At 68.6% G+C, this 25,294-nt stretch carries 21 protein-coding genes; 8 read left to right on the top strand and 13 right to left on the bottom strand.

Features of this window, described 5'->3' with window-relative positions; translation table 11 throughout:
- The first annotated feature begins 199 nt into the window (after positions 1-199).
- Positions 200-778 carry a histidine phosphatase family protein gene (locus tag AC3WL7_RS13495; RefSeq protein WP_312738219.1) on the top strand — a complete coding sequence of 193 codons (579 nt, stop codon included), beginning with the start codon at positions 200-202 and terminating at the stop codon, positions 776-778.
- A 57-nt stretch (positions 779-835) separates the two neighbouring features.
- On the opposite strand, the gene AC3WL7_RS13490 is transcribed toward AC3WL7_RS13495, so the two are convergent.
- Positions 836-1,198 carry a TfoX/Sxy family protein gene (locus AC3WL7_RS13490; protein WP_079220507.1) on the bottom strand — a complete coding sequence of 121 codons (363 nt, stop codon included), beginning with the start codon at positions 1,196-1,198 and terminating at the stop codon, positions 836-838.
- Positions 1,195-1,677: a GAF domain-containing protein gene (locus AC3WL7_RS13485; RefSeq protein ID WP_079220508.1), complete on the bottom strand. Its 483-nt coding sequence runs from the start codon at positions 1,675-1,677 to the stop codon at positions 1,195-1,197. Before AC3WL7_RS13485 ends, AC3WL7_RS13490 begins: the two co-directional genes overlap by 4 nt.
- 67 nt (positions 1,678-1,744) lie before the next feature.
- Between AC3WL7_RS13485 and bioD the strand changes: the two genes are divergently transcribed.
- Positions 1,745-2,437: a dethiobiotin synthase gene (gene bioD / locus AC3WL7_RS13480; RefSeq protein ID WP_492750782.1), complete on the top strand. Its 693-nt coding sequence runs from the start codon at positions 1,745-1,747 to the stop codon at positions 2,435-2,437.
- Positions 2,438-2,559: 122 nt separating this feature from the next.
- Here the strand turns inward: bioD and AC3WL7_RS13475 are convergent, their stop codons facing one another.
- From AC3WL7_RS13475 to msrB, 4 genes are all read right to left on the bottom strand, one after another.
- Positions 2,560-4,002: an aminotransferase-like domain-containing protein gene (locus tag AC3WL7_RS13475; RefSeq protein ID WP_492750780.1), complete on the bottom strand. Its 1,443-nt coding sequence runs from the start codon at positions 4,000-4,002 to the stop codon at positions 2,560-2,562.
- Positions 4,003-4,216: 214 nt separating this feature from the next.
- Complete coding sequence (gene msrA, locus AC3WL7_RS13470; RefSeq protein ID WP_492750777.1) at positions 4,217-4,954, bottom strand: peptide-methionine (S)-S-oxide reductase MsrA; 738 nt, start codon at positions 4,952-4,954, stop codon at positions 4,217-4,219.
- Positions 4,955-4,969: 15 nt separating this feature from the next.
- On the bottom strand, positions 4,970-6,736 hold the full coding sequence (locus AC3WL7_RS13465; RefSeq protein WP_492750775.1) for a cytochrome c biogenesis protein DipZ: 1,767 nt from the start codon (positions 6,734-6,736) through the stop codon (positions 4,970-4,972).
- Positions 6,737-6,738: 2 nt separating this feature from the next.
- Positions 6,739-7,314 (bottom strand): peptide-methionine (R)-S-oxide reductase MsrB, encoded by a 576-nt coding sequence (gene msrB / locus AC3WL7_RS13460; RefSeq protein ID WP_492750773.1) that lies wholly within the window; start codon positions 7,312-7,314, stop codon positions 6,739-6,741.
- A gap of 144 nt (positions 7,315-7,458) precedes the next feature.
- Between msrB and AC3WL7_RS13455 the strand changes: the two genes are divergently transcribed.
- Both AC3WL7_RS13455 and AC3WL7_RS13450 read left to right on the top strand, forming a co-directional pair.
- The gene (locus AC3WL7_RS13455; protein ID WP_079220514.1) at positions 7,459-8,178 is read left to right on the top strand and encodes a response regulator transcription factor; all 720 of its coding nucleotides are present in this window, start codon (positions 7,459-7,461) and stop codon (positions 8,176-8,178) included.
- Positions 8,175-9,647 (top strand): sensor histidine kinase, encoded by a 1,473-nt coding sequence (locus tag AC3WL7_RS13450; protein ID WP_492750771.1) that lies wholly within the window; start codon positions 8,175-8,177, stop codon positions 9,645-9,647. The genes AC3WL7_RS13455 and AC3WL7_RS13450 overlap by 4 nt, the downstream gene beginning before the upstream one ends.
- A 246-nt stretch (positions 9,648-9,893) precedes the next feature.
- Here the strand turns inward: AC3WL7_RS13450 and AC3WL7_RS13445 are convergent, their stop codons facing one another.
- A complete protein-coding gene (locus AC3WL7_RS13445) occupies positions 9,894-10,247 on the bottom strand; it encodes a phasin family protein (protein ID WP_108747756.1) in 354 nt (117 codons plus the stop codon).
- A gap of 115 nt (positions 10,248-10,362) precedes the next feature.
- On the bottom strand, positions 10,363-10,725 hold the full coding sequence (gene queD / locus AC3WL7_RS13440) for a 6-carboxytetrahydropterin synthase QueD (RefSeq protein WP_100554652.1): 363 nt from the start codon (positions 10,723-10,725) through the stop codon (positions 10,363-10,365).
- 191 nt (positions 10,726-10,916) lie between these two features.
- Between queD and AC3WL7_RS13435 the strand changes: the two genes are divergently transcribed.
- A complete protein-coding gene (locus AC3WL7_RS13435) occupies positions 10,917-13,556 on the top strand; it encodes a TonB-dependent receptor (RefSeq protein WP_492750766.1) in 2,640 nt (879 codons plus the stop codon).
- 71 nt (positions 13,557-13,627) lie between these two features.
- Positions 13,628-16,222: a M14 family zinc carboxypeptidase gene (locus AC3WL7_RS13430; protein WP_492750764.1), complete on the top strand. Its 2,595-nt coding sequence runs from the start codon at positions 13,628-13,630 to the stop codon at positions 16,220-16,222.
- A gap of 509 nt (positions 16,223-16,731) precedes the next feature.
- Here the strand turns inward: AC3WL7_RS13430 and AC3WL7_RS13425 are convergent.
- The 3 genes from AC3WL7_RS13425 to AC3WL7_RS13415 form a co-directional block, all read right to left on the bottom strand.
- Positions 16,732-17,355 carry a hypothetical protein gene (locus tag AC3WL7_RS13425; RefSeq protein WP_492750762.1) on the bottom strand — a complete coding sequence of 208 codons (624 nt, stop codon included), beginning with the start codon at positions 17,353-17,355 and terminating at the stop codon, positions 16,732-16,734.
- Positions 17,356-17,450: 95 nt separating this feature from the next.
- Complete coding sequence (locus tag AC3WL7_RS13420; RefSeq protein ID WP_492750760.1) at positions 17,451-18,074, bottom strand: hypothetical protein; 624 nt, start codon at positions 18,072-18,074, stop codon at positions 17,451-17,453.
- A 230-nt stretch (positions 18,075-18,304) separates the two neighbouring features.
- Positions 18,305-19,726: a DEAD/DEAH box helicase gene (locus tag AC3WL7_RS13415; RefSeq protein ID WP_079220520.1), complete on the bottom strand. Its 1,422-nt coding sequence runs from the start codon at positions 19,724-19,726 to the stop codon at positions 18,305-18,307.
- A gap of 975 nt (positions 19,727-20,701) precedes the next feature.
- On the opposite strand from AC3WL7_RS13415, the gene AC3WL7_RS13410 reads away from it, so the two are divergent.
- The gene (locus AC3WL7_RS13410) at positions 20,702-21,691 is read left to right on the top strand and encodes a fumarylacetoacetate hydrolase family protein (RefSeq protein WP_200734536.1); all 990 of its coding nucleotides are present in this window, start codon (positions 20,702-20,704) and stop codon (positions 21,689-21,691) included.
- 14 nt (positions 21,692-21,705) lie between these two features.
- Positions 21,706-22,374 (top strand): maleylacetoacetate isomerase, encoded by a 669-nt coding sequence (gene maiA / locus AC3WL7_RS13405; protein WP_492750756.1) that lies wholly within the window; start codon positions 21,706-21,708, stop codon positions 22,372-22,374.
- A gap of 33 nt (positions 22,375-22,407) precedes the next feature.
- Here the strand turns inward: maiA and AC3WL7_RS13400 are convergent, their stop codons facing one another.
- Together AC3WL7_RS13400 and AC3WL7_RS13395 are read right to left on the bottom strand one after the other, a co-directional pair.
- Complete coding sequence (locus tag AC3WL7_RS13400) at positions 22,408-23,904, bottom strand: UdgX family uracil-DNA binding protein (RefSeq protein ID WP_492750754.1); 1,497 nt, start codon at positions 23,902-23,904, stop codon at positions 22,408-22,410.
- Positions 23,885-25,168: a putative DNA modification/repair radical SAM protein gene (locus tag AC3WL7_RS13395; RefSeq protein ID WP_492750752.1), complete on the bottom strand. Its 1,284-nt coding sequence runs from the start codon at positions 25,166-25,168 to the stop codon at positions 23,885-23,887. The genes AC3WL7_RS13400 and AC3WL7_RS13395 overlap by 20 nt, the downstream gene beginning before the upstream one ends.
- Positions 25,169-25,294 lie beyond the last annotated feature (126 nt).

Here is a 25,294-nt window from a genome sequence, read left to right as displayed (position 1 = left end):
TTGCTTGACGGTCCCTCCACCCTGGCTCCTACATACCTCGTGGGAGCCGGGAGGAACATACAAGCTTGCTCGACTGCCTTGGCCGCTTCCGCTCGACTGCCTTGGCTGTGCCCGTAGAATATCCCCTCGCTCCCGTGGTGCCGTTGCCGATGTCCCGCTGTTTTCCGCTGTTCCCGCGTTGCCTGCACAGGACGCACGCATGATCCTCGACCTGGTCCGCCATGCCGGCAACGGCCGCGACGAGTTCCTCGATGGCCGCAGCGATCCGCCGCAGCTGGCCCGCCTGCCGCAGGAACTGGTCGACGCCTATGCCGGGCACGACTGGCAGCGGGTGATCAGCTCGCCGCGCCTGCGCTCGCTGCATACGGCGATGGCCCTGGCCACCCCGCGCGGGCTGGACGTGGACGCGGACGAGGAATGGGAAGAACTGGATTTCGGCGATTGGGACGGACAATCGCTGTTCGACCTGCCGGAGGATGCGCTGGCGGCCTTCCACGCCGATCCGCATGCCTGCCCGCCGCCCAATGGCGAAAGCTGGGGCCACTTCGAACGGCGCATTGCGCGCGCGCTGGATCGCCTGCTGGACGATGAGGATCCGCTGCCCACCGTGGTGGTCAGCCATGGCGGCCCGCTGCGCATGGTGCTGTCACAGGTCTGCGGGTTGCCGCTGTCACTGTGCTGGGCGCTGCGCATCGACCACGGCACGCGCCTGCGGGTGTGGCTGGAACGCGGTGAAGTGGGCCTGGTGGGCGAGCTGCTGGAACTGCAGCAGCCGTAAGCCGCACCACCGTGGTAGTGCCGGCCGCTGGCCGGCATTCCCAGCAATGCGGACGCTCTAATCCTCGTCCGCGCTCTCGGCAAAGCGCTCTTCGCCGTCATCCTCGTTGTCGAAGCGCTGCTCATGCACCGGGCCCGACGCCGGGCCGGCCGCCTTCAACGGGTGCGCGGCGATGCGTGCCTCGTAGTCCTGCACCAGCGCTTCGCGCTGTGCTTCGCCCAGTTCCTGCCAGTGGCAGTCCAGCAGCGCGCCTTCCAGCGAATAAAGCAGGTTCAAGCTGGGCTTGAAGCCGGCGCGCTTGACCTTGACGAAGGCCCCGACCGCGCCGAGCGCAGCCAGGTCCTCGCGGCTGCGCAGGCCGACCTGGCGCAGCCACGCCGCACTCTTCGGGCCGATGTTGCGCAGCTTGGGTGCGCTCATCCCAGGGCCTCGACGAACACGCGGGCGATGGCTTCCAGCCCGGCCTGGTCCTCGGCATCGAAGCGGCCCACCTTCGGGCTGTCGATGTCGAACACGCCGATCAGCTCATCACCGCGCAGCAGCGGCACCACCAGTTCAGAGCGCGAGGCCGAATCACAGGCGATGTGGCCCGGGAAGGCATCGACGTCTTCCACGCGCTGGGTGACGCGCTGGCTGGCAGCGGCACCGCACACGCCCTTGTCCAGCGGGATGCGCACGCAGGCCGGCAGGCCCTGGAACGGGCCGACCACCAGCTCCTTGCCGTCGTACAGGTAGAAACCCACCCAGTTCAGGTCGGGAAGGGAGTGGTAGACCAGTGCGGAGAGGTTGGCCGCGTTGGCGATGCGGTCGGACTCGCCGTAGACCAGGCCTCGGGCCTGTTCCAGCAGCTGGGCGTATTGTTCCGGCTTGCTGCCGGTGAGCGAGGCGTTGGCGAACATGCCTGCAGTCTAGCAAGCGTACGGGACCAGCGATAATGCACGCTCTGTTGCATGCCTGGAGCCATCGATGCCCCTGCCCACCCTGATGCCGCCGGCGGTGTTCGTCACCGGCACCGATACCGAGATCGGCAAGACCGCCAGCAGCACCGCGCTGCTGCATGCACTGCGCCGGCGCGGACTGCGCGCGGTGGGCATGAAGCCGGTCGCCAGCGGCAGCCAGGACCTGGGCCACGGCCTGCGCAACGAGGACGCGCTGGCCCTGCAGGCGGCCAGCTGGCCGGTGCCGGACTACGCCGATCTGAACCCCTATGCGCTGCGGCAGCCGCTGGCACCTGAACTGGCCGCGGCCGAGGACGGCGTGGAGGTGCAGCTGGCGCCGATCGTGGCCGCCTTCGAGCGCCTGCGTGCGCAGGCCGACGTGGTGGTGGTGGAAGGCGTGGGCGGCTGGCTGGCGCCGGTGTCGGCCACGCTGGACCAGCTCGACCTGGTGCGCGCGCTGCGCCTGCCGGTGCTGCTGGTGGTGGGCATGCGCCTGGGCTGCGTGAACCATGCACGGCTGACCGCGCAGTCGCTGCAGGCCAGCGGCGTGGAGTGCCTGGGCTGGATCGGCAACCACATCGATCCGGCCATGCAGCGCCAGGATGAAAACATCGCCACCCTCCAGCAGCGCCTGCCGATGCCGTGCTGGGGCCGCCTGCCGTACCTGCCGGGCGCGGATGGCCGAACCCTGGGCGCACACCTGGGAGCGGAGCAGCGGTAGAGTCGACTGTCAGTCGACTATCGCGCGCAGCGCGGGGTCTGATCAGGAGCAGTCGACCAACGGTCGACGCTACCCGGCAATCCGATACGAACGGCACCGCGATTGCCGGCCAGCGGCCGGCACTACCGTGCTGCCAGCTCCCGCGCGATCGCGCCCAGCCGCTCCACCGCGCTGATGAAGCGCGCATCCAGCGCCTGGCAGCACGACAGCCGCAGGCAATGCCGGTAGCGCGCGCCACGCGAGTACACCTGGCCGGGCATGAACACGATGTCCTCGGCCAGCGCACGCTCGAACAGTTCACGCGTGTCCACGCCAGGCAGCTCCAGCCACAGCAGGAAGCCCCCCTGCGGTTCGGTGGCGCGGGTGCTGGCGGGGAAGTGCTCGGCCACCAGCTGCCGCAGGCGACCCACCTGTTCGCGGTACAGCCGGCGCATGCGGTGCAGGTGGTGCTCGTAGCTGCCCGCTTCCAGATAGGCGGCCACTGCATCACCCAGCAGCTGCGGTTCACCGCCGGTGGACTGGAACTTCAGCAGGGCGATGCGCTCGGCGAAGCGACCACCATCGAGCCAGCCGATGCGGTAATCCGGTGCCAGCGTCTTGGAGAAGCCCCCCACCACCATCACCCAGCCATCGCGATCGAACGCCTTCAGCAGCGGTGCCGGCGGTTCGCAGAACTGCAGTTCGGCATACACCGCATCCTCGATCAGCGGCAGCTGGTGCGCGTTGACCAGTTCGGCCAGGCGCTGCTTGGCCGCTGTCGGCATGGTGCAGCCCAGCGGGTTGTGCACCGTGGGCATCACCACCAGCGCGGCCAGCGGCGTGTGCTCCAGCAGCGCTTCCAGCGCATCCACGTCCAACCCGTGCTGCGGGTGGGTGGGCAGCTCGATGGCCTGCAGGCCGAGGTTGGCCAGCAACGGGTACAGGTTGAAGTAGGAGGGGGCTTCGATGCCCACCGCCGCGCCCGGCTCGGTCACGGCACGCAGGGCCAGCTGCAGCGCTTCCATCGCGCCGTGGGTCAGCAGCAGGCGGTCGGCGTGGGTGTGCAGGCCCAGCCGCGGGCCACGCCGCACGATCTGCGCCAGCAGGCGCGGCGAGCCGTTCGGGCGCGCATAGGTTTCCACCGTCTGCTGGCCGTGGCGCAGCACCTGCGCGGTGTGCCGGGCCAGCTGCGCACCAGGGTAGAACTGGCGCCCGCGCGGCCCGGCGAATGCCAGGTCGATCACCCCAGCGCGGCGCTGTGCCTCGAGCACGCGGGCCATCAGCGCCTGCTGCAGCGGTGCGGTGGGCGCCGAGGGGGCATCGCGCAGTGATCGCTGCGGCACCGACAGGCGTGGCGCCACCTCGAAGCCGGCCTTCGGCCGTGGCACCACCAGCCCTGCATCTTCCAGCTGCCGATAGGCGGCGATGACGGTGTTCAGGCTCAGCTGGCGCTGCGCCGCCATCTGCCGCAGCGAGGGCAGGCGGCTGCCCACCGGCAGGCGGCCGCCGTGGATCGCTTCGGCCAGTTCATCGGACAGGCGCTGGTAGCGCGGTGGGGCCGGGGTGGCGCGTGGATCTGTATCCATTGGACTGGCCTGCATCTGGAGCTGTACCCATGATGCCGCCGAGCCTAGCATGGTGCTGTCGGTGGGGCCTGATCGGGGCCTGGCCGATCCATTTCAAACGCACGGCCGCAGGGCCGTGCGTCTTTTTTTTGTAGAGGTAGTGCCGGCCGCTGGCCGGCAACCGTGTCATCGCGATCGCGAGGATGCCGGCCAGCGGCCGGCACTACCGGGTGCGTCAGCGCATCGGCACCAGCGAGGCCTGGCGCCGGTACAGCGCGGGGAACTGCCTGCCCAGCGCGGCCAGCTTCGGTGCGTCGTAATAGCGGATGTAGGCCGCCTGCGGGTAGTTGGCCATGTAGTTCTGGTGGTAGCTCTCGGCCGGGTAGAAGCGCTGGCCGCTGGCCACCTGGGTGACGATCGGGCCGCGGTAGCTGCCAGCCTGGCCCAGCTGGCTGATGTAGGCGCGGCTGGCGGCCAGCTGCCGCGCATCATCGCTGAAGATCGCCGAGCGGTACTGGCTGCCGTGGTCGGGGCCCTGGTAGTTCAGCTGGGTGGGGTCGTGCGCCACCGAGAAGAACACCTGCAGCAGCTGGCCATAGCTGATCTGGCGCGGATCGTAGTCGACCTTCACCGCTTCGGCGTGGCCGGTGCGGCCGCTGCTGACCCGCTCATAGCGTGCATCGGCGGCACTGCCGCCCGCATAGCCCGCCACGGCATTGCTCACGCCTTTGACGTGCTGGAACACACCCTGCACGCCCCAGAAGCAGCCACCGGCAAACACCACGCTGGCGTGGGTGGCGTCATCGCTGAAGGCGGCGTCGCCGGCCGGTGCCGGCAGCGCCTGCACCGGCGCGCTGGCCGTGGCCGGCGCAGCCATCGCACCGTGATCCACCAGCAGCACGCCAGCCACCAGCGCCGTGGCGACCAGCCCGGCAACACCCGCCGCAATGCCCTGTTCAAAGGAGAATTTCATCGTGCCCTCCTGCTCTCAACCAAAGGTGAAGGCATAGGCCTGCACGCCCGCATCGAGGAACTCGATCTCGAAGCGGTGCGGGCCGACCGTGCCGCGCTGGCGCACCAGCTGGTACAGACGGTTCTCGTTGACCACGCCACGGCCATCGGCGCCCACATCACTGCCGGCATCGGCGGCGGGCAGGGGCTTGCCATCCAGCCAGACGCGGAAGCGCACGGGCGTGCCGTCCTGCTTCGGCGCAAGCACCAGGTGCAGGTCGCGGGCGTGGAACTGGAAGGCGATGCGGCCGCCGCTCTGCTGCAGCTGCGCGGCTTCGTTGGTGATGGTCCAGTGCCCGGACAGGCCCCACTGGTTCAGCGCGAGGCTGGCCGGCAACGTGTAGTCGAAGGCCGCATCGGTGCGCTGCCCGCCGGGCGAGGCGAAGTGCTCGGCGCGTGCATGGCCCAGGTAGGTTTCCGGCGAGCGCAGGTTGCCCATGTCGGCCTGCGTGGCCACGCCCTGCAGGTCGGCGGCGGCCGGGTCGGCCGGTGGCGGCAGGTCGGTCTGGCCGGCTTCGGCCAGCAGGCGGCGGATCACCTGTTCCGAATGCGCGTAGTTGCCTTCACCGAACTGGTGGGCGCGGATGTTGCCCTGCGCATCAACGAAGTACTGCGCCGGCCAGTACTGGTTGTTGAACGCGCGCCAGATCGAATACTGGTTGTCCAGCGCCACCGGGTACTCGACCTTCAGCTGCTGCACCGCCTTCATCACGTTGCGCGGGTCGCGTTCGAAGGCGAATTCCGGCGTGTGCACGCCCACCACCACCAGGCCATGGTCGCGGTAGCGGCGCTCCCATTCGTGCACGAAGGGCATCGCGCGCAGGCAGTTGATGCAGGAATAGGTCCAGAAGTCGATCAGCACGACCTTGCCGCGCAGCTGTCCGGCCTGCAGCGGCGGGCTGTTGAGCCAGCCGGTGGCGCCGTCCAGGGCGGGCAGGGTGCCTTCCACCGGCAGCGGTGCATTGGCGGCGTTGGCACCGGCCATCATCATCATCGGCGGCGCGGCCGGCTGGGCACCCGGCACGGCATCGAGCAGGCCCTGCTCGATGCGTGCGGTGCTGACCGAGGACAGGCGGGTCAGCAGGCCGGTATCCCAGCCCAGGCCGATGGCCACCACCGCCAGCAGCGCGGCCACGCCCAACACCTTGCGCAGCACGTCGCCCAGGCCGAGCCGCGCCTGCAGGGCATTGAACACGCGGCCACCGATCCACACCGCCAGCGCGAGCGCCGTCGCCGCGCCCAGCGCGTAGGCCAGCAGCAGCCCACTGGTGCCCACGCTGGCGCCGTGCAGTGCCGCACCGGTCAGCACCAGGCCCAGGATCGGCCCGGCGCACGGTGCCCACAGCAGGCCGGTGGCGATGCCGATCAGCAGCGAGGTCCACGCCCCGCCACGGCCGGCATCATCGGCGGCATCGGCGCGCGCGCTCAGCCGCGCACCCACGCGCTGGAACGGCGCCAGCAGGTGGTCGGCCAGGCGCGGCCAGAGCAGTGCCAGAGCGAACACCGCCATCAGCACCAGGGCCACCCAGCGGCCGATCTGGTTGGCCTGGGCCACCCATTGGCTGCCCACGGCGGCCAGGCTGGCGACCACGGCGAAGGTCAGCGCCATGCCCAGCAGCAGCGGCAGCGTGCTGCGCAGGAACGGCCGGTTGGCGCGTGCGAACACGAAGGGCAGCACCGGCAGGATGCAGGGGCTGAGCAGGGTCAGTACGCCGCCCAGGTAGGCCAGCAGCAACAGCAGCATCATCAGGCTCCAGAAACAGGGGAAGAACCGAGCGGCACGCGCCAGCCACCGTCGCTGTCCTGCCGGGCCGCACCGGGCTGGAACAGCAGGGCGGCACCGTTCATGCAGTAGCGCAGGCCGGTCGGGCGCGGGCCATCGTTGAAGACGTGGCCGAGGTGGCCGCCGCAGCGGCTGCAGTGCGCTTCCACCCGCAACATGCCGAAGGTGGTGTCGCGGTCCTCGCCGACGGCGCCGTGAAGCGGTGCCCAGAAGCTGGGCCAGCCGGTGCCGCTTTCAAACTTGGTGGACGAGGAGAACAGCGGCTGCTGGCAGCCGGCGCAGGTGAACGTGCCCTGGCGGTGTTCCCGATTCAGCGGGCTGCTGCCGGCGCGTTCGGTGGCCTGCTGGCGCAGCACCGCGTACTGCGCCGGGGTCAACAGCCGGCGCCATTCGGCGTCGCTGCGCATCAGCGGGAACTGTCGTGCCGGGCGGTTCTCGGCGGCGGCCGTGGCGGGGCGGCTGCACGCGCCCAGGCCGAGCACGCCAGCGGCGGTGGCAAGACCACCCAGGCCCAGCAGGTGGCGGCGGGTGAGGGGCATGGCGGACTCCGGGAAGGGGCGACGGGGCCATGCTGCGCCTGCCCGGGTCAACGAATCCTCACGCAGGATTCAATTTTTCGTGAGGTATCGGTGGCCAAGCCGCGCCACAATGCGGGCAGCCTCCCCACTGGCCCCGAGTTGCCGATGTCCGCAAAACGCGTCCTGATCGTTGAAGACGATGCCCACATCGCTGACCTGCTGCGCATGCACCTGGCCGACGAGGGCTACGACGTCGCCCACGCCGCCACCGGCGATGCCGGCCTGCGCCTGCTGGAACAGGACGGCCCGTGGGACGCGCTGGTGCTGGACGTGATGCTGCCCGGCGTGGATGGACTGCAGATCTGCCAGCGTGCCCGGGCGATGGCGCGCTACGTGCCGATCATCATCATCAGCGCACGCGGCAGTGAAACCCAGCGCATCGTCGGCCTGGAACTGGGCGCGGACGATTACCTGGCCAAGCCCTTCTCGATGCCCGAACTGGTGGCCCGCGTGCGTGCGCTGCTGCGCCGTGCCGAAGCCATGGCGCAGAACGCGCGCATCGATGCCGGTGCCGTGGAAGTGGGTGGCCTGCAGCTGGACCCGGTGGCGCGCACCGCCTCGGTCGATGGCAGCGCGCTGGAGCTGACCCCGCGTGAGTTCGACCTGCTGCTGTTCTTCGCCCGCCACCGCGACCAGGTGTTCGCACGGATGGAACTGCTCAACCAGGTCTGGGGCTACCAGCACGATGGCTACGAGCACACGGTGAACACCCACATCAACCGCCTGCGCAGCAAGATCGAAGGCGACCCGGCCAACCCGCGCCGGCTGCTGACGGTGTGGGGTCGCGGCTACAAGCTGGTCGATCCGGCCGGGGCGGCGGCATGATCACGCCCAACCTGTGGCAGAAGCTGGCAGCGGTGATCGCTGCGCTGATGCTGATGTGCTGCATGGCCCTGCTGGCCCTGCAGATGCGTGCCAGTACCCGCCACGAACAGGAAGTGGTGCAGCGGCTGTCGCTGGGCCTGGCCGAACACATCGCCCAGCGCAGCGAGCTGATGGACACCAGCGGCATGCGCGATACCGCGGTGCGCGCGCTGTTCGGCCAGTTGATGGCGGTCAATCCCAGCGTGGAGGTCTACCTGCTGGACGACCAGGGCCGCATCCTCGGCCACGATGCGCCCAGCGGCCACCTGCTGCGCGACCGTGTCGACCTGGTGCCGCTGCGCCACCTGCTGGCCGGTGCGCCACTGCCGATCCTCGGCGATGACCCGCGCAGCACCGGCGGCCGCAAGGTGTTCAGCGTGGCCCCGCTGGTGGTGCAGGGCCGCCAGGCCGGCTACGTGTACGTGGTGCTGGTGGGCGAGCACCGGCAGATGCTCGCCGACGATCTGGCCGCCAGCAACCAGTGGAACACCACCCTGTGGTCGGTGCTGCTGGTGGGCGGGCTGGGCCTGCTGGCCGGGCTGGTGGCCTTCTACTGGGTCACCCGGCCGCTGCGCCGGCTGACCCGGCGCATCCAGGCCTTCGACATCGATGCACCCACGCCGTTGCCGGCGCCGGTGCCGCTGCGCAGCGGCGAGCGCGATGAACTGAAGATCCTCGAGCATGCCCACGCGCAGATGGCGCAACGGCTGGGTGAACAATGGCAGCAGCTGCGCCAGCAGGACCTGCAGCGCCGCGAACTGGTGGCCAACATCTCCCATGACCTGCGCACGCCGCTGTCGTCGCTGCATGGCTACCTGGAAACGCTGGCGCTGAAGGAAGCCACGTTGTCACCGGACGAGCGCCGCCGCTACCTCGGCATCGCCCTGGCGCAGAGCGCGAAAGTGGGCCGCCTGGCCCGCGCGCTGTTCGAACTGGCGCGGCTGGAGCACGGCGAGGTACGCCTGGAATGGGAGGTGTTCGCGCTGCCGGAGCTGCTGCAGGACGTGCTGCAGAAGTTCGAGCTGGCGGCGCAGGCGCGCGGCCAGCACCTGCACGCGGATTTCCCGCCGGGCCTGCCGCTGGTGCGCGCCGATCTCGGCCTGGTCGAGCGGGTGCTGACCAACCTGCTCGACAACGCGCTGCGGCATGCGCCCGAGGGCGGTGAGGTGCGCGTGCAGCTGCGCGCCATTGAGGGCAGCGTGGAAGTGAGCGTGGCCGACGACGGCCCGGGCGTGGCCCCGGCGCTGCGCGCGCAGCTGTTCCAGGCGCCGGCGGCGCTGGGGGCGCGACGTGGCGAGAACGGTGGGCTGGGGCTGCTGATCGTGCAGCGCATCGTGCAGCTGCACGGGCGCCGCATCGAACTGCGGCCGAGCGAGGCGGGGGCGCTGTTCGTGTTCGCCCTGCCGCGCGCCGACCACGCGGCGCCCTGAGCGCGCCGCTGCGCTCGCCGGGCATGGCCCGGCGCTACCGGTCTCTGGGGCGTCGCCCGGCCATGCCCGGTAGATCCACGCCATGCGTGGATGCGCTTCACCAGATCGCACCTGACCGGTAGATCCACGCCATGCGTGGATGCGCTTCACTAGATCCCAGGCAAAAAAAGACCCGGCAGAGGGAGGGATCTGCCGGGTCCGGATTGCATGGGGGGAGGGACCCATGCAATGAGCGTGGGCGGGACGTCAGTGGCTGTTGCCGGTGGCGTCCGCCGTTGTATGTGCCTGGCCCTGCACCAGGTCGGACCAGGCGCGACCGGCCTGCAGGCCCAGATCGACCACGTCCTGCTGGGCCTGGCCCAGCCGCTGCAGGTTGTCCTGCCACAGCTGTGCGCCCTTGGGCAGCAACCCGGCCGGATCTTCGCTGCGGGCCAGTTCGCCCAGCCAGCCGCCGGTCGCGGTCAGGTTGCGTTCCATCGCTTTCAGCTGCACGCCGAACATGCTCTCGGCATTTTCCAGCGCCAGTCGGTTCGCACGCGTTGCCGCAGCCGCCAGCTGGCGGGTGGCATCACTGAAACGATCGGCGAAGGCGTTGGCCATGGCGGCATCGAAAGCGGTTGATGCAATGCAGCATACGCCGATCATGCCGCAATGCAACAAAAATCATGAAGGCGCTCGAAGCGCCTTCATAAAGCCTTATGGATCAATGGCTTGATCAGGCGGCCGGGCCGCGGTAACGGCAGCCGGAGGTGCAGGTTTCATGCACGGTGATCTCGCTCAGCGCGGGCAGCACCGGCTTCAGCTCGTTCCAGATCCACACCGCCAGGTTCTCGCTGGTCGGGTTTTCCAGGCCGGGGATGTCGTTGAGGTAGTGGTGGTCCAGGCGGTCGTAGATCGGCTGGAAGGCGGCTTTGACGTCGCCGAAATCCATGATCCAGCCGGTCTGTGCACCCGGCTCGCCTTCCACCTTCAATTCCACCCGGAACGAATGGCCGTGCAGGCGCGCGCATTTGTGGCCCGGCGGCACGTTGGGCAGGCGGTGGGCCGCCTCGAGCATGAAGACTTTGAAGATTTCCATGGCGCGATTGTACGCCGGCCCCGTCGTCGCGATCGTCCCGGATGTTGAGTTTCCGTAAAAGAATTCTTTCCATCCGGATGAAGAGATGATAGCTTCTCTTATATCCGTATGAAGAGATGTTATTGGTCGCGCCCGACCTGGCATGGATTACTGCGGAACTTCCGTCGTCCACTACCACCCCCCACATCGTCATGCCCCAGCACACCCTGCTCGTGGCGGCCCTGGCCGTCGCTCTGGCCGCGCCTTTGTCTGCCGCCGCCGAAACCACCGCCGACGCCAGTGGCGAAGCCAGCACCCTGGCCGCCGTGCGCGTCACCGGTTCCAACATCAAGCGCACCGACACCGAAGCGTCCAACCCGGTGCAGGTGATCGGCCGCCAGCAGCTGGAACAGACCGGCAAGGCCACCGTCGCCGACGTGCTGCGTTCCATCTCGGCCAACACCGGCAACGCCAGCAACGAAACCACCAACAACGGCTGGGCGTCCGGCTCGGCCGGCATCGGCCTGCGCGGGCTCTCGCAGAAGAACACGCTGGTGCTGCTCAACGGCCGCCGCCTGGCCAACTACGGCTTCCCGGCCGGCGGCCTGTCCGACACCTTCGTCGATCTCAACGCGCTGCCGCTGGTGGCGGTCGAGCGCATCGAAGTGCTCAAGGACGGCGCCTCGGCCGTGTATGGCTCCGATGCGGTGGCCGGCGTGGTCAACATCATCACCCGGCAGAACTTCGAAGGCGCCGAGATCGGCGGCAGCTTCGGCGGCGCCGACCAGGGCGGCCTGCACGAGCAGAACCTGAAGTTCGTCGGCGGCCTCGGTGACCTGGACAGCGATGGCTACAACATCCTCTTCAGCCTGCAGGGCTACAACCGCGAACGCCTGGACCAGGACGAGCGCAACCTGACCAGGAGCGGCATCTACAGCGACAAGCCCGGCGGCCGCTGGAACGGCTGGTCGGCCAAGGGCGCGCGCTACCTCGTCAACGGCGTCTCGGTGCCGATGCTGGATGCCGACGGCAACTGCCCCACCGGCACCACCCGCGTCGCCAGCGCGCCCATCGACGGCCTGGCCGGTGATACCTGCGGGTTCAACCAAGCCCCGTACACCACCCTCATTCCGTCGACCAAGCGCTACCAGGCCTACGCCAACGGCACCTTCCGCCTCGGCGAGAACGTCGAGGCCTTCGGCGAAGTGCTCTATAGCCAGATCAAGAGCGCCGCGTGGTTCGGCAGCAGCCCGTTCTTCACCCTGGAAAGCGGCCGCTTTGCCCTGAACGCCGAAACCGGCCTGGCCGAACCGGTGTCGTCCAACCTGCCGGCCAGCAGCCCGTACAACCCGTACGGCCGCGCCGTGCCGATCGAATACACCTTCTTCGACCTCGGCGGCACCATCAAGACCAACCGCTCCACGGCCTATCGCGGCGTGGTCGGCCTGCGCGGCAGCACCGCCGCCTGGGATTGGGAAGTGGCCGTGTTCGGCGCACGCAGCAGCGAGCGCGAAACGGTGTCCGGCGGCTTCGCCAACCGCTGGGCGCTGGCCGATGCGCTGGCCAGCGGCAGCTACAACCTGCTCAACCCGTCGGCCACCCCGCAGTCGGTGATCGATGCCATCAACATCTCCACCCTGCGCCCGGCCGAATCGGTGCTGCAGGGCGTGGACGCGAAGATCTCCGGCACCCTGGGCCGCACCTGGGCCGGCGACATCGGCTTCGCCGCCGGTGCCGAGTGGCGCCGCGAGAAGCTCGATTCCAACAATCCCTGGCAGATCGACGCCGGCCTGCAGGTGCGCCCGGCCATCGCCGAAGTACACGGCGAGCGCAAGGTCAGCGCCGCCTATGCCGAAGTGAACGTGCCGCTGGCCTCGGGCCTGGAACTGTCCGCCGCCGCGCGTGCCGACCACTACGACGACTTCGGCGACGCGTTCTCGCCCAAGCTCGGCCTGCGCTGGCAGCCGCTGGATTTCCTGCTGGTGCGTGCTTCGGCGTCGAAGGGCTTCCGCGCGCCGTCGTTGTCGGAGAACTCCAACAGCACCAGCATCGCCTATGGCAGCGTGGTCGACCCGCGTGATCCGGACGTGCCGGGCTCGCGGCAGAACCCGACCTTCTTCACCGTGGGCAACAGCGAGCTGAAGCCTGAGCGCACCAAGAGCGTGAACTTCGGTGTGGTGCTCTCGCCCTGGGCCAACACCAACCTCAGCGTCGACTACTACCGCATCCAGCTGGACAACCTGGTCGGCACCAACAACACCCAGACCCTGGTCAACGACAACGTGGCCGGTGCCGTGCAGCGCGACGAGCGCGGCAAGCTGCAGGCCGTGTTCAACCGCTACCAGAACCTGAGCGAGCTGAAGACTTCGGGCATCGACGTCGAGCTGCGCCAGCGCATTCCGACTGCCGCGCTGGGCGACTTCACCCTGTCCTCGGCCTACACCCACGTGCGCGACTACCGCCGCCCCACCGTGGTGGGTGGCCCGCTGGTGGATTACGCCGGCAGCAACCTCGGCGCAACGCTGCCGAAGAACAAGGCGACCACCACGCTGGACTGGACCTACCGCGATTTCACCACCGCCATCACCTGGTACTACACCAGCGGCTACGACCAGAAGGCCAGCACCGCCGCCGCGGCCGTGCAGGACCGCGTCGATGCGTACAACCAGTTCGACCTGTACCTGGCCTACGCCGGTATCGAAAAGCTGACCGTCTACGCGAAGGTGCAGAACCTGGCTGACAAGACGCCGCCGTACGACGCCTCGTTCCCTGGCATCCGCGCGCCGTACGACTTCAGCCAGTACGACCTGCGCGGCCGCTACTTCACCCTCGGCTTCGATTACCGCTTCTGATGCCATCGCCGCAGCCGGCCACCCCGTGTGGCCGGCTGCGTTGCCGCTGTCCTGTTTCCTGGGGAGTCACCGTGTCCTTCCACCGCCGTGCCGTTCTGCCACTGCTGCTTGCCGCCGCCACCGCCTTGTCCTCGCCGCTGCCGGCGCAGGCCCAGAGTGCGTACTTCTTCCCGCAGGCCACCGACGCTGCTGCGTTCGATGCCGCCATTCCCACCCCCGAGCAGTTCCTCGGCTATCCGATCGGCAGCCGCTACACCCGGCATGACCAGCTGGTGGCCTACTTCCAGGAACTTGCCAAGCACTCGGACAAGATCCGCGTGCAGCAGATCGGCCGCAGCTACGAAGGCCGTCCGCTGCTGATCGCCACCGTCACCGCCGCCGACAACCAGGCGCGCATCGAACAGATCCGCCAGCAGCACGCCACCCTGGTCGACCCGGCGCAGCCGCGCAGCGCGGCCGGCGACAGCCCGGTGGTGGTCTGGCTGGGCTACAGCGTGCACGGCAACGAAACCTCCAGCGGTGAAGCGGCGATGCTGACCGCCTACTACCTGGTGGCCAACCGCAGTGCCGAAACCCAGCAGTGGCTGCAGCAGTCGGTGGTGCTGTTCGACCCGGCGCAGAATCCCGATGGCCGCGACCGCGCGGCGAACTGGCACAACGCCTGGGCGTCCGACCCGGCGTCGGCCGACCCGGCCGACAAGGAACACGTCGAGCCGTTCCCGCAGGGGCGCACCAACCACTACTTCACCGATCTCAACCGCGACTGGCTGGCGCTGACCCAGCAGGACTCGCGGCCCAAGATCGAAGTGTTCCACCAGTGGTACCCGAACGTGCAGATCGATTTCCACGAGATGGGCAAGGACAGCACGTACTACTTCGAGCCCTCGCCGAAGAGCATGCACAGCCCGCTGATTCCGGCGGCGTCCTACGAGTTCAACAAGACCCTGGCCAAGTACCACGCACAGTCGCTGGATGCGTTGGGCTCGCTGTACTACACCGGCGAAAACTTCGACAACTTCTCGCCGGTGTACGGCTCGACCTATCCGGACTTCCACGGTGCGGTCGGCGTCACCGTCGAGCAGGCCAGTTCGCGTGGCCGCGTGCAGGAATCGGTGAACGGCCTGCTGACCTTCCCGTTCACCATCCGCAACCAGGTGGCCACCGGCCTGGGCACCGTGCGTGGTGCGGTGACCGAGCGCAGTGGCCTGTTCGATCTGCAGAAGAGCTTCTTCCAGAGTGCCCTGAAGCAGGCCGCGCAGCAGCCGGTGAAGAGCTTCGTGTTCGGCGATGCGCATGACCCGGCACTGACCCGCCGCCTGCTGGAGTTGTTGCTGCTGCATCGCATCGACGTGCATGCACTGGATCGCACGGTGACGGTCGACGGCCAGCGCTTCGACGCCGGCAGCGCATACGTGGTGCCGGTGCAGCAGGCGCAGTTCCGCCTGGTCCATTCGATCTTCGCCGAGACCCCGTCCATCAAGGGCGACGTGTTCTACGGCAGCACCAGCTATGCCATTGCACCGGCCTACGGCGTGGCGTTCGCTGGCAGCCGCAGCCGCATCGCTGGCGGCGCCCGCGTAACCGCGCTGCCGCCGCTGCAGGGCGCGGTGAACGGCGGCCAGGCGGGCTTCGCCTATGCCATCGACTGGCGCGACTACAATGCCGGCCACGCGCTGGCCGCGCTGCAGGCCAAGGGGCTGAGCGCACGCGCGGCATTCAAGCCGTTCAGCAGTGCCACCGCGCAGGGCCAGGTCGACTTTGCCGCGGGCACCCTGATCATTCCGGTGGCCGGCCAGCCGCTGCAGGGTGCAGCCCTGCTCGAAGCGGTGAGCGCCGCCGCGCGCGATGCCGGTGTGCAGGTGCATGCCCTGTCCAGCGGCCGCAGCAGTGAAGGCATCGACCTCGGCAGCGATGGCGTCAAGGCACTGCGCAAGCCGGCCGTGGCGCTGGTGATGGGCGAGGGCGTGGCTGCCACCGAGATTGGATCGGCCTGGTTCCTGCTGGACCAGCAACTGCACCTGCCAGCCAGCAAGCTGGACCCGCAGCAGCTGGGCAAGGTTCCGCTGGACCGCTACACCACGATCGTGCTGTCCGGTGGCACCTACACCGGCATCGACGCCACCGCCGTGGCCGCGCTGAAGCGCTGGGTACAGGCGGGGGGCTCGCTGGTGACCTACGGCAGCGCATCGAAGTGGGCGGTGGAGCAGAAGCTGGCCGATGGCGAGACGCTGGGCAAGGACGAGGAGGCGGGCGACGCAGACCGTCGCGCATTCGGTGACCAGCGTGACATCGCCGCGATCGAGCGGGTGAGTGGCAACATCCTCAGCGCCGACGTCGATACCAGCCATCCGCTGGCCTTCGGCGTGCCGCGCCGGCAGCTGGCGATCAACAAGGAAAACACGGTGACGCTGCAGCCGAGCGCGAACCCGTTCTCGACCGTGGTGCGTATCGATGCGACGCCGCGGGTGAATGGTTACCTGTCCGAGCGCAACCGGGCGCGGGTGGCGGGCAGCGCATGGCTGCTGGTGTCGGCGCAGGGGCAGGGCAACGTGGTGTTGTTTGCCGATGACCCGGCGCATCGCAAGTACTGGCATGGCACGGATCGCCTGCTGATCAACGCGATTTTCTTCGGGAATCTGGTGAATCCGGCGAAGGCGCGGGGTTGAGGCGATTGGCGCCTTGTTGATGCTGGGGGAGGGAGGACGGATGGGCCGCGCAGGACACGCCGCAAGTACGTCCGTGTAGGCTCGTAGGCGCCATCCATGGCGCCTGCGGTCCTGCGCAACCCATCCGTCCTCCCCAGACAGTTTCCTGCGGGCGCGGACGCATCAAACCCAAGGCGGGAGCAAGGGCAAAAGCAAAAGCAGCGGCTCCGGCTTTTGCTCTTGAATTTGAATTTGAATTTGATCTTTCTTCTTCCGGCTACCCCGCGGGAAAAGAAGGCGCTGGAAATGTCTGAAGCGGATCGGGGCGGGGGGAGCGCGAAACCGCAGGCGCCATGGATGGCGCCTACGAGCCCCCATGGATGGGTTCACGGCGTGTTTCGCGCTCCCCCCGGCCCGATCCGCCCCACGCACAACCCACCGCAGGCTCCAGAACCACCCAGGTAGCCCCAAAAAAAAAGACGGCGCCTCAGCGCCGTCCCTCGGTAACCCCCGCGCAGCGGGAACAACCGTTAGAAGCTGGCGCGCACGCCCACCCTGTACTCGGATACGTCCTTGTCGAACTGGCCTTCCAGTACAACGCCCCAGGTGTCGGTGAAGCTCACCTGCCCGCCCACCACGCCATACCAGCGCGCGTCCTGACCATCGCCGCCGTTGGCGTAACCGCCTTTCAGCCAGCCTTCGAGCGTCTCGGTGAACCGGTTGCGCACACCCACCATGCCCAGCACCTCGTTGAACCGGGAAGTCTCGCGGAACCGCGCGTCATCGAGGCGGTAGTCCGATTTCGCCGAGCGGTGGTTCCAGGCGAACTCGCTGGTGAAGTCCAGGCCGTCGCTGATCGGCGCGTGGTATCCCACGCCCAGGTACGGAACGTCGAGCGTGGTCTTCATCCGCGCAGCGCCCGCGTGCTCGCTTCCGCTGACCCGCGATGCGCCGACGATCACGTGGAACTGCGGCGCGACCGCGAACGAACCCCGCACGTAGCCACCATCGGCCGTGACATCACCGGCGCTGCCGGCGTCCAGCTGCAGCCGGTTCCAGCCGCCTTCCACGTACGTGTAGCTGAGCTCGTCGCTGGCCGAGGCCAGCAGTGGCGTTGCAAGCAGCAGGCCGGTTGCCAGGAGCATCTTGCGCATCGTTCAAGTCCTTATGGGGTGCGAGGGGTGCAGGGCCGCGCAACCCCGTACCGCAGTACGGGGTCGTGCAGGTGCCTGGAAAACGCAGGCTTCAATCAGAAGCTGGCGCGGACGCCGACGCGGTACTCGGCGAAGTCATCGTAGAACTGGCCTTCGGCAACCACGCCCCAGGTGCGGTTGAAGCTGACCTGGCCACCGACGGTGCCGGTCCAGGTGCCTTTGAAGTGGTCGCTGCCGTCCATGTAGCCGGCCTTGAGCCACGCCTCGGTCTTTGCCGAAGGCTTGCCACGCACGCCGAAATTGCCCACGGCGGTGTTGACGGAGGTCTTGGTGGAGTAGGTCAGGCCATCGGAATGGATTTCGCCCTTGCCCGTGCGACGGTTCCACGCGATGTCGGCGGTGAAGTCCACGCGCTCGCTCATCGGCATGTGGTAGCCGATGCCCAGGTGGGGCTGCTCGAGCGTGGTCTTGACGCTGGAGAAGGCGTAATGGGTGGTGTCGCTGACGCGCGACCAGCCACCGAACACGTTGACCTGTTCGGCAATGGCGAAGGAACCTCGCACGTAGCCGCCATTGGCCTTCGGGTCGTTCAGGATGCTGGAGTTCATCTGCAGCTGGTTCCAGCCGCCTTCCACGTAGGTGTAGCTCATGCCGTCGTCGGCAAGGGCGGTCAGCGGAGCGGCGAGCAGCAACCTCGAGGCCAGGAAAATCTTGCGCATCATGCGGGTCCTTGTCATGCAGCGATCCAGACCGGGACATGCAGGGACGCGCCCCGGCTGCGACGTCGTGTCGCTGGCCGAGTCTATCCATATTTCACACGCCGTGAACGTTCTGCGCCGCCGATGGCGCGGCCGGTATCCAATCATTCAGCAAGCGCGCTGCGGCCTGCGCCAACAAAAAAGGGACGCAGCTTGCGCTGCGTCCCTTCGTGCATTGCAGGCGTGGGCAATCAGCCGGCGCGACCGCCGCCGTTGCCGCCCTGGCTGCGGCCACGGCCGCCACCATTGCCGCCACCGCCACGACGCTGGCCCTGGCCGGCGCCCGCACCGGCGCGCTGCTGGCCATTGCCACCGCCCTCGCGACGGCCGCCACCGGCCTTCTTCGGGCCTGCGTGCGCGTGGCGCGGCGCATCACCGTGCGGACGACGCGCATGGCTCTTGCGCGGTGCGCGCTCGCCGGTATCGTGCTCGGCCTTGCCCGGTGCACTGTTGCCCCAGCGGATCGGCGTCTGCAGTTCGAAGCCCGGCACGTCGCGGATGTCCATGTCGCGGCCCAGCAGGCGGGTGATCGCGCGCAGCAGCTTCACTTCATCCTGTGCCACCAGCGAAATCGCCTGGCCGGTGGAACCGTTGCGGCCGGTACGGCCGATGCGGTGCACGTAATCCTCGGCCACCATCGGCAGATCGAAGTTGATCACCTTCGGCAGTTCGTTGATGTCGATGCCACGCGCGGCGATGTCGGTGGCCACCAGCACGGTCACGCGACCGGCCTTGAAGTCACCCAGGGCACGCAGGCGCTGGCCCTGGCTCTTGTTGCCGTGGATCGCCGCGGTCTTGATGCCGGACTTTTCCAGGAACGTGGCCAGCTTGTCGCTGCCGTGCTTGGTACGCGCGAAGACCAGGGTCTGCTCGCGGCTGTCCTGCGCCAGCAGGTGCAGCAGTAGGTCGCGCTTGCGGCTGCCATCGACCGGGTGGACGCGGTGGGTGATGGTCTCGGCCACGGTGTTCTTCGGCGTCACCTGGATCTGTTCCGGGTTGCGCATGAACTCCAGCGCCAGCTGGCGGATGTTGTCCTCGAAGGTGGCCGAGAACAGCAGGGTCTGGCGGTTCTGCTTCGGCAGCTTGGCGAGGATGCGCTTGATCGACGGCAGGAAGCCCATGTCGAGCATGCGGTCGGCTTCGTCCAGGATCAGCACTTCGATGCCCGACAGGTCGACGCTGCGACGCTCCAGGTGATCGATCAGGCGACCCGGGCAGGCGACCAGCAGGTCCACGCCGCGGCGCAGGATGTCCAGCTGGTTGCCCATGCCGACGCCGCCGTAGATGCAGGCGCTGGGGATGCGCAGGTACTTGCTGTAGCCGCGCAGGCTGTCATGCACCTGGGTGGCCAGTTCGCGGGTCGGGGCCAGGATCAGCGCACGCGGCTTGCGCGGGCCGCTGCGCACTTCCTGCGAGGCGGTGCCCAGGTGCTGCAGCAGCGGCAGGCCGAAGGCGGCGGTCTTGCCGGTACCGGTCTGTGCGCCGGCCAGCAGGTCGCGACCGGCCAGTGCCAGCGGGATCGCCTGCTGCTGGATCGGGGTCGGGTTTTCGTAGCCCTGCTCGGCGAGCGCGCGCAGCAGGAAAGGCGCGAGGCCCAGGGATTCAAAAGACATTGAGATTGCTCCAGGTACAAGAAACGCCTGTCCGAACGGACAGACGGGGGCAGATCAAACTGATCGGCTGACTCGGAGCGTTCCCGTGAACCGCGCTGCGAGAATTGGGTGCAGCCGGCACGGAGCGCAGGCTGGAATGCGTGACGAACGGCGTCGGAGTGGGGGCGGGCGAAGAGGGCGGACCCAGGTCGCCGGCGATCCCGGAGGGAAACGGACGGCCGCTGCAGACCCTGCAAGTCTAAACGATCTTCAAGACTCCACGCAAAAACCCCTGTTCAGGTAGGGGGTGTCTGCAGGGCTTGCAGCCCTGCACCCGCCTCAGATCAACGTCAACTTCAAAAGCCTGCATTCCGTGGGATGGCGGGGCGGGTCCGGTTGAGGGGGACGCCGTAAACCCCCCTCCGGGGTCCGGCCCAGCCGCTGGCGGCTGTGCGTTCGGGCGCTTGCGAAGCAGTGCTTCGCAAGCAAAGCGCCCTCACCCATGGGGGCTTGGTCGCGGCATCCATGCCGCTCACACCCCCTCAACCGGACCCACCCCGCCTTCGACAGTTTCCTGCGATCTGTCGGAACGGCGTTCTGCTTTGGTGGGTGCCGACCGTTGGTCGGCACGGATGAATTCATTCGATATCTGACAGATGTGTCGACCAACGGTCGACACCCACCAACAGCCGCGTGAACCTGTCGAAGGTGGGGCGGTGTGGGCTTGCAGGACCGCAGGCGCCATGGATGGCGCCTACGAGCCCCCAAGGATGGGTTTACGGCGTGTCCTGCAAGCCCACACCGCCCCGCCCAACCAGCAGAAAACCAGAGCCGCTTTTGATCTTGCTTCGGCTTTTGCCTCTGCAGGTGCAGGGCTGCAAGCCCTGCCGAACCCCCCACTACGGTAGGGTGGGCCGATGCCGCGCTGCAGCTTGGCTACACCGCGCATTTGATTACACTTGAAACTTGTTTGCCCACGACTCCGGACACCCACCCATGAAGCTTGGTTCTTTGAAGGAAGGCGGCCGCGACGGCACCCTGATCGTCGTCTCGCGTGACCTGCGCCACGGCGTGCGCGCCACCGGCATTGCCGCCACCCTGCAGCAGGCCCTGGAGGACTGGAGCCACATCGCCCCGCGCCTGAACGCCCTGTACGAATCGCTGAACGCCGGCGACGCCGATGGCGTCTTCGACCTCGACCCGCAGGCGCTGGCCGCGCCGATGCCGCGTGCCTACGAATTCGTTGATGGCAGCGCCTACCTGCCGCACGTCGAGCGCGTGCGCCGCGCCCGTGGCGCCGAGGTGCCGGAAAGCTTCTACACCGATCCGCTGATGTACCAGGCCACCAGCGCCGGCTTCTATGGCCCGCGCGATGCGGTCAAGGTGGTCAGCGAGGAGTACGGCATCGACCTGGAAGCCGAGATCGTGGTCATCACCGACGACGTGCCGATGGCCGCCACTCCGGAACAGGCCGCTGGCCACATCCAGCTGGTCGGCCTGGTCAACGACGTCTCGCTGCGCAACCTGATCCCCGGCGAACTGGCCAAGGGCTTCGGTTTCCTGCAGTCCAAGCCGCGCTCGGCCTTGTCGCCGGTGTTCGTCACCCCCGATGAACTGGGCACCGCCTGGCAGGACAGCAAGGTGCACCTGCCGCTGCTGACCCACATCAATGGCCAGTGGTTCGGTGCGCCGGAAGCGGGCGTGGACATGCAGTTCAACTTCGCCCAGCTGGTCGCGCATGCGGCGAAAACCCGTCCGCTGGGCGCCGGCACGATCGTCGGCTCGGGCACCATCGCCAACGAGGACACCAGCAAGGGTGCCTCCTGCTTCGCCGAGCAGCGCACCGTGGAAACCCTGCGCGACGGCAAGCCGAGCACGCCCTTCATGTCCTTCGGTGACGTGGTGCGCATCGAGATGCTCGACGCCGCCGGCAACAGCATCTTCGGTGCGATCGAACAGCGCATCGAACAGGCGGCCAGGCCCTGAGCATGGAGGCGGCGATGGACATCCTGGTTGACGACGGCCTCGTGCTGTACACCTACTGGCGATCCAGCGCCGCCTACCGCGTGCGCATCGGCCTGTTCCTGAAAGGCCTGGCCTGGGAGGGCCGGCCGGTGCACCTGGTGCGCGACGGTGGCGAGCAGCATGCCGACGCCTATGCCGCGCTCAACCCGCAGCAGCTGGTGCCGGCGCTGCTGCATGAGGGGCACACCTTCACCCAGTCGCTGGCGATCCTCGAGTACCTCGACGAGCGCTTCCCGCAGGTGCCGCTGCTGCCGGCCGATGCGGTCGGCCGCGCGCGGGTGCGGGCACTGGCCCAGCTGGTGGCCTGCGACATCCATCCGATCAACAACCTGCGGGTGATGCAGTACCTCGAACGCCGCCTGGAAGCACCGGCCGACGCACGCACGCAGTGGACCCTGCACTGGATGGCCGACGGCTTTGCGGCGATGGAGTCGATGCTCGCGGGCAGTGCCGATACCGGCATCTTCTGCCACGGCGACCGCCCCGGCCTGGCCGACATCTGCCTGCTGCCGCAGCTGTACAACGCGCACCGCTTCGGTCTGGATCTGGCCCCGTACCCGACCCTGCGCCGCATCGAGGCCGCCTGCCTCGCACTGGACGCCTTCGACCGCGCCCGTCCGGAAAACCAGCCCGACGCAGGCTGACATGCCGCATCGCTCGCCGGGCGTGGCCCGGCGCTACCGGTCGGACGTCGGTGGCAGCGCCGGGCCATTCCCGGCGGATTCCGCGTCGTACTCCCGCACGCGGCGCAGGTCATCGCGGAACAGCCGGTAGGCCTCTTCGCGCCGCACGTCATCGCCCTGCCGCAATACCCACGCCGGGTGCACGGTGGCGTAGCCGCGGGTGCCGTCTTCCAGCGTGTGCCAGCGCCCACGGTCGCGCGACAGCTGGAAACCCGCGCCAAACACCGACGCGGCGGCCGTGGCGCCCAGGCAGACGATGAGCTGCGGCCGCACCCGCGCGATCTCGCCCAGCAGCCACGGTTGGCAGGCGCGCACATGGCGGCTTTCCGGCCGCTTGTGCAGGCGGACCTTGCCGCGCCGCTCGTGGTGGAAATGCTTGACCGCATTGGTCAGGTACAGCGTGGCGCGGTCGATGCCGAGTTCGGCCAGGGCACGGTCCAGCAGCTGGCCGGCCGGCCCGGCAAAGGGCCGGCCACACAGGTCCTCGGTATCGCCGGGTTGCTCGCCGATCACCATCACCCGCGCATCGGCCGGGCCCTGGCCAAACACCACCTGGGTGGCCGGCTCCCACAGCGGGCACTGCCGGCAGCCAGCGGCCTGGGCCCGCAGTGCCTCCAGGCTGTCGGCGCTGGAGGCAGACGGTGCCAGCGCCGGCCGCTGCGGAATCTTCCGCTGCGGTGCCTGCGCGGGCCGGTCGTGCATTTCCTGCACGCGATCGGCGGCGTCGCGCACCAGCCCGGGCAGCAGCTGTGCTTCCGGCAGGTGCCGCCAGTACCGCGCCGGCATCTCCTGCAGCATCATCCGGGTGTTCAACCGGGCCGGGTTGAAGATGCTGGCATAGTAGGTCTGCCACAGCGATTCGCGCGCATCCTCGGCCGGCGCATCTTCGCGGCGGGCGCCGGGCCCGAACGCCAGCGCCTGGCCATCCCAGTGCACGCTGCGGCCGGGGGTGAGGATGGCCCAGCGCATGCCAGCGAAGCGGCGCGCGAAGAACGGCGCGACCCGCTCGACGATGTTGTGGTCCGGCTCGAACCAGGCAATGAAGGCATCGGCCTGGCCGGGCACCTCGCGGAAGCGCACGAAGGCCTTCATCTTGTGGGTGTCGCGGCGCACCGCCTGGGCCAGGGCCATCGCCCGCAGCACGTCGGCATCGGCCGGATTGGACAGCACGCTGCGCTCGCCATGGGCGATGCGCCACAGCAGCCGGTACAGCAGGGCCAGGCGCTGCGGCTCGCGGTGGCACAGGCAGGTCGCCGCCAGCTCCAGGAAGTCGCGCGGTACGTTGGGCGCGCTGGCGTCGGCGGGCAGGGCGGCACTCTGCACGGAAGGCGCATCCAGCAGCGAGGCATCGCTGCCTTCCAGCCAGTCCAGCTGCGCCGGCGGCACGCCGCGCAGCAGGGCCTCGCGCGCGGCCTCGCGCCAGGCCTCCAGCGACCACGGCGGGTCCACCCGCAGTGACCAGCGCTGCGCGTCAGGCGGCGGGCGGTGCATCGAACAACGAGCCCTGGCGCGGTGGCGGGGCCAGCTGCGCGCGCAACGCCGCCGGATCATCCAGTGCCTTGCGCGGGTGGTGGTCGGCCAGCAGCACGAACGGCAGCAGCTTGCTCATCGGGGCCTTCAGCCGGGCCACGTCGGCCACCCGCAGGCGGCCATGCCGGCGCGCCATCAGCACCCGCTTCACGTTGCGCACGCCCAGCCCGGGCACGCGCAGCAGCAGTTCCTTCGGCGCGCGGTTCAGATCCACCGGGAAACGCTCGGGGTGGCGGATCGCCCAGGCCATCTTCGGGTCGATGTCCAGGTCCAGCATGCCGTCCTGGGTGGTGTCGGTGATCTCCTCCACGCCATAGCCGTAGAAACGCAGCAGCCAGTCGGCCTGGTACAGGCGGTGCTCGCGCTGCAGGGGTGGCGGCTGCAGGGGCAGCTGGCGGCTGGCATCGGGAATGGGGCTGAAGGCCGAGTAATAGACCCGGCGCATGCGGTAGTTGCCATACAGGGCATCGGCGCTGGCCAGGATCTGCTGGTCGTTGGCCCCGTCGGCGCCGACGATCATCTGCGTGCTCTGCCCGGCCGGGGCGAAGCGCGGCGGGCGAGGGCGCGCGCTGCGGGTGGCCGTCGGCGCGACCACGGCCGGCGCCTTGCGTGCCTCCTTGGCCTCCTCGATGCGCCAGCGCAGCTCGCCCATCGCACCACGGATCGACTGCACGGTCTTTTCTGGTGCCAGCGCGCTCAGGCCGGCTTCGGTTGGCAGCTCCACGTTGATCGACAGCCGGTCGGCGTAGCGACCGGCGCTGGCCAGCAGCTCGGGCGACGCCTCGGGAATGGTCTTGAGGTGGATGTAACCGGCGTAGCGGTGTTCCTCGCGCAGCTGCCGCGCCACTTCCACCATCTGTTCCATGGTGTAGTCGGCATTGCGGATGATGCCGCTGGAAAGGAACAGGCCCTCGATGTAGTTGCGCTTGTAGAAGTCCAAAGTCAGTGCGACCACTTCGTCCACGCTGAAGCGCGCCCGCGGCACGTTGCTGGACACGCGGTTCACGCAGTAGGCGCAGTCGTAGATGCAGAAGTTGGTCAGCAGGATCTTCAGCAGCGACACACAACGGCCATCGGGCGTGTAGCTGTGGCAGATGCCCATGCCTTCGGTGCTGCCGATGCCGCCGCTGGCACGCGAATCACGCTTGCCCGCGCCGCTGGAGGCGCAGGAGGCGTCGTACTTGGCGGCATCGGCCAGGATGGCCAGCTTGCGGATGGTTTCCATTGAGGAAACCTACGGACAGCGGGTCTCATTGGATGAGACGGCCCCTTAACCCTTCAGGATGCCGCCGGGCATGGCCCGGCGCTACCTTGGGGAACGTGCATGGCCCGGTGGCACCTGGGCAACAGG

The organism is Stenotrophomonas sp. FW305-3-2-15-E-LB1, from assembly GCF_058787375.1.
This window is presented reverse-complemented; position numbering and strand designations above follow the sequence as displayed.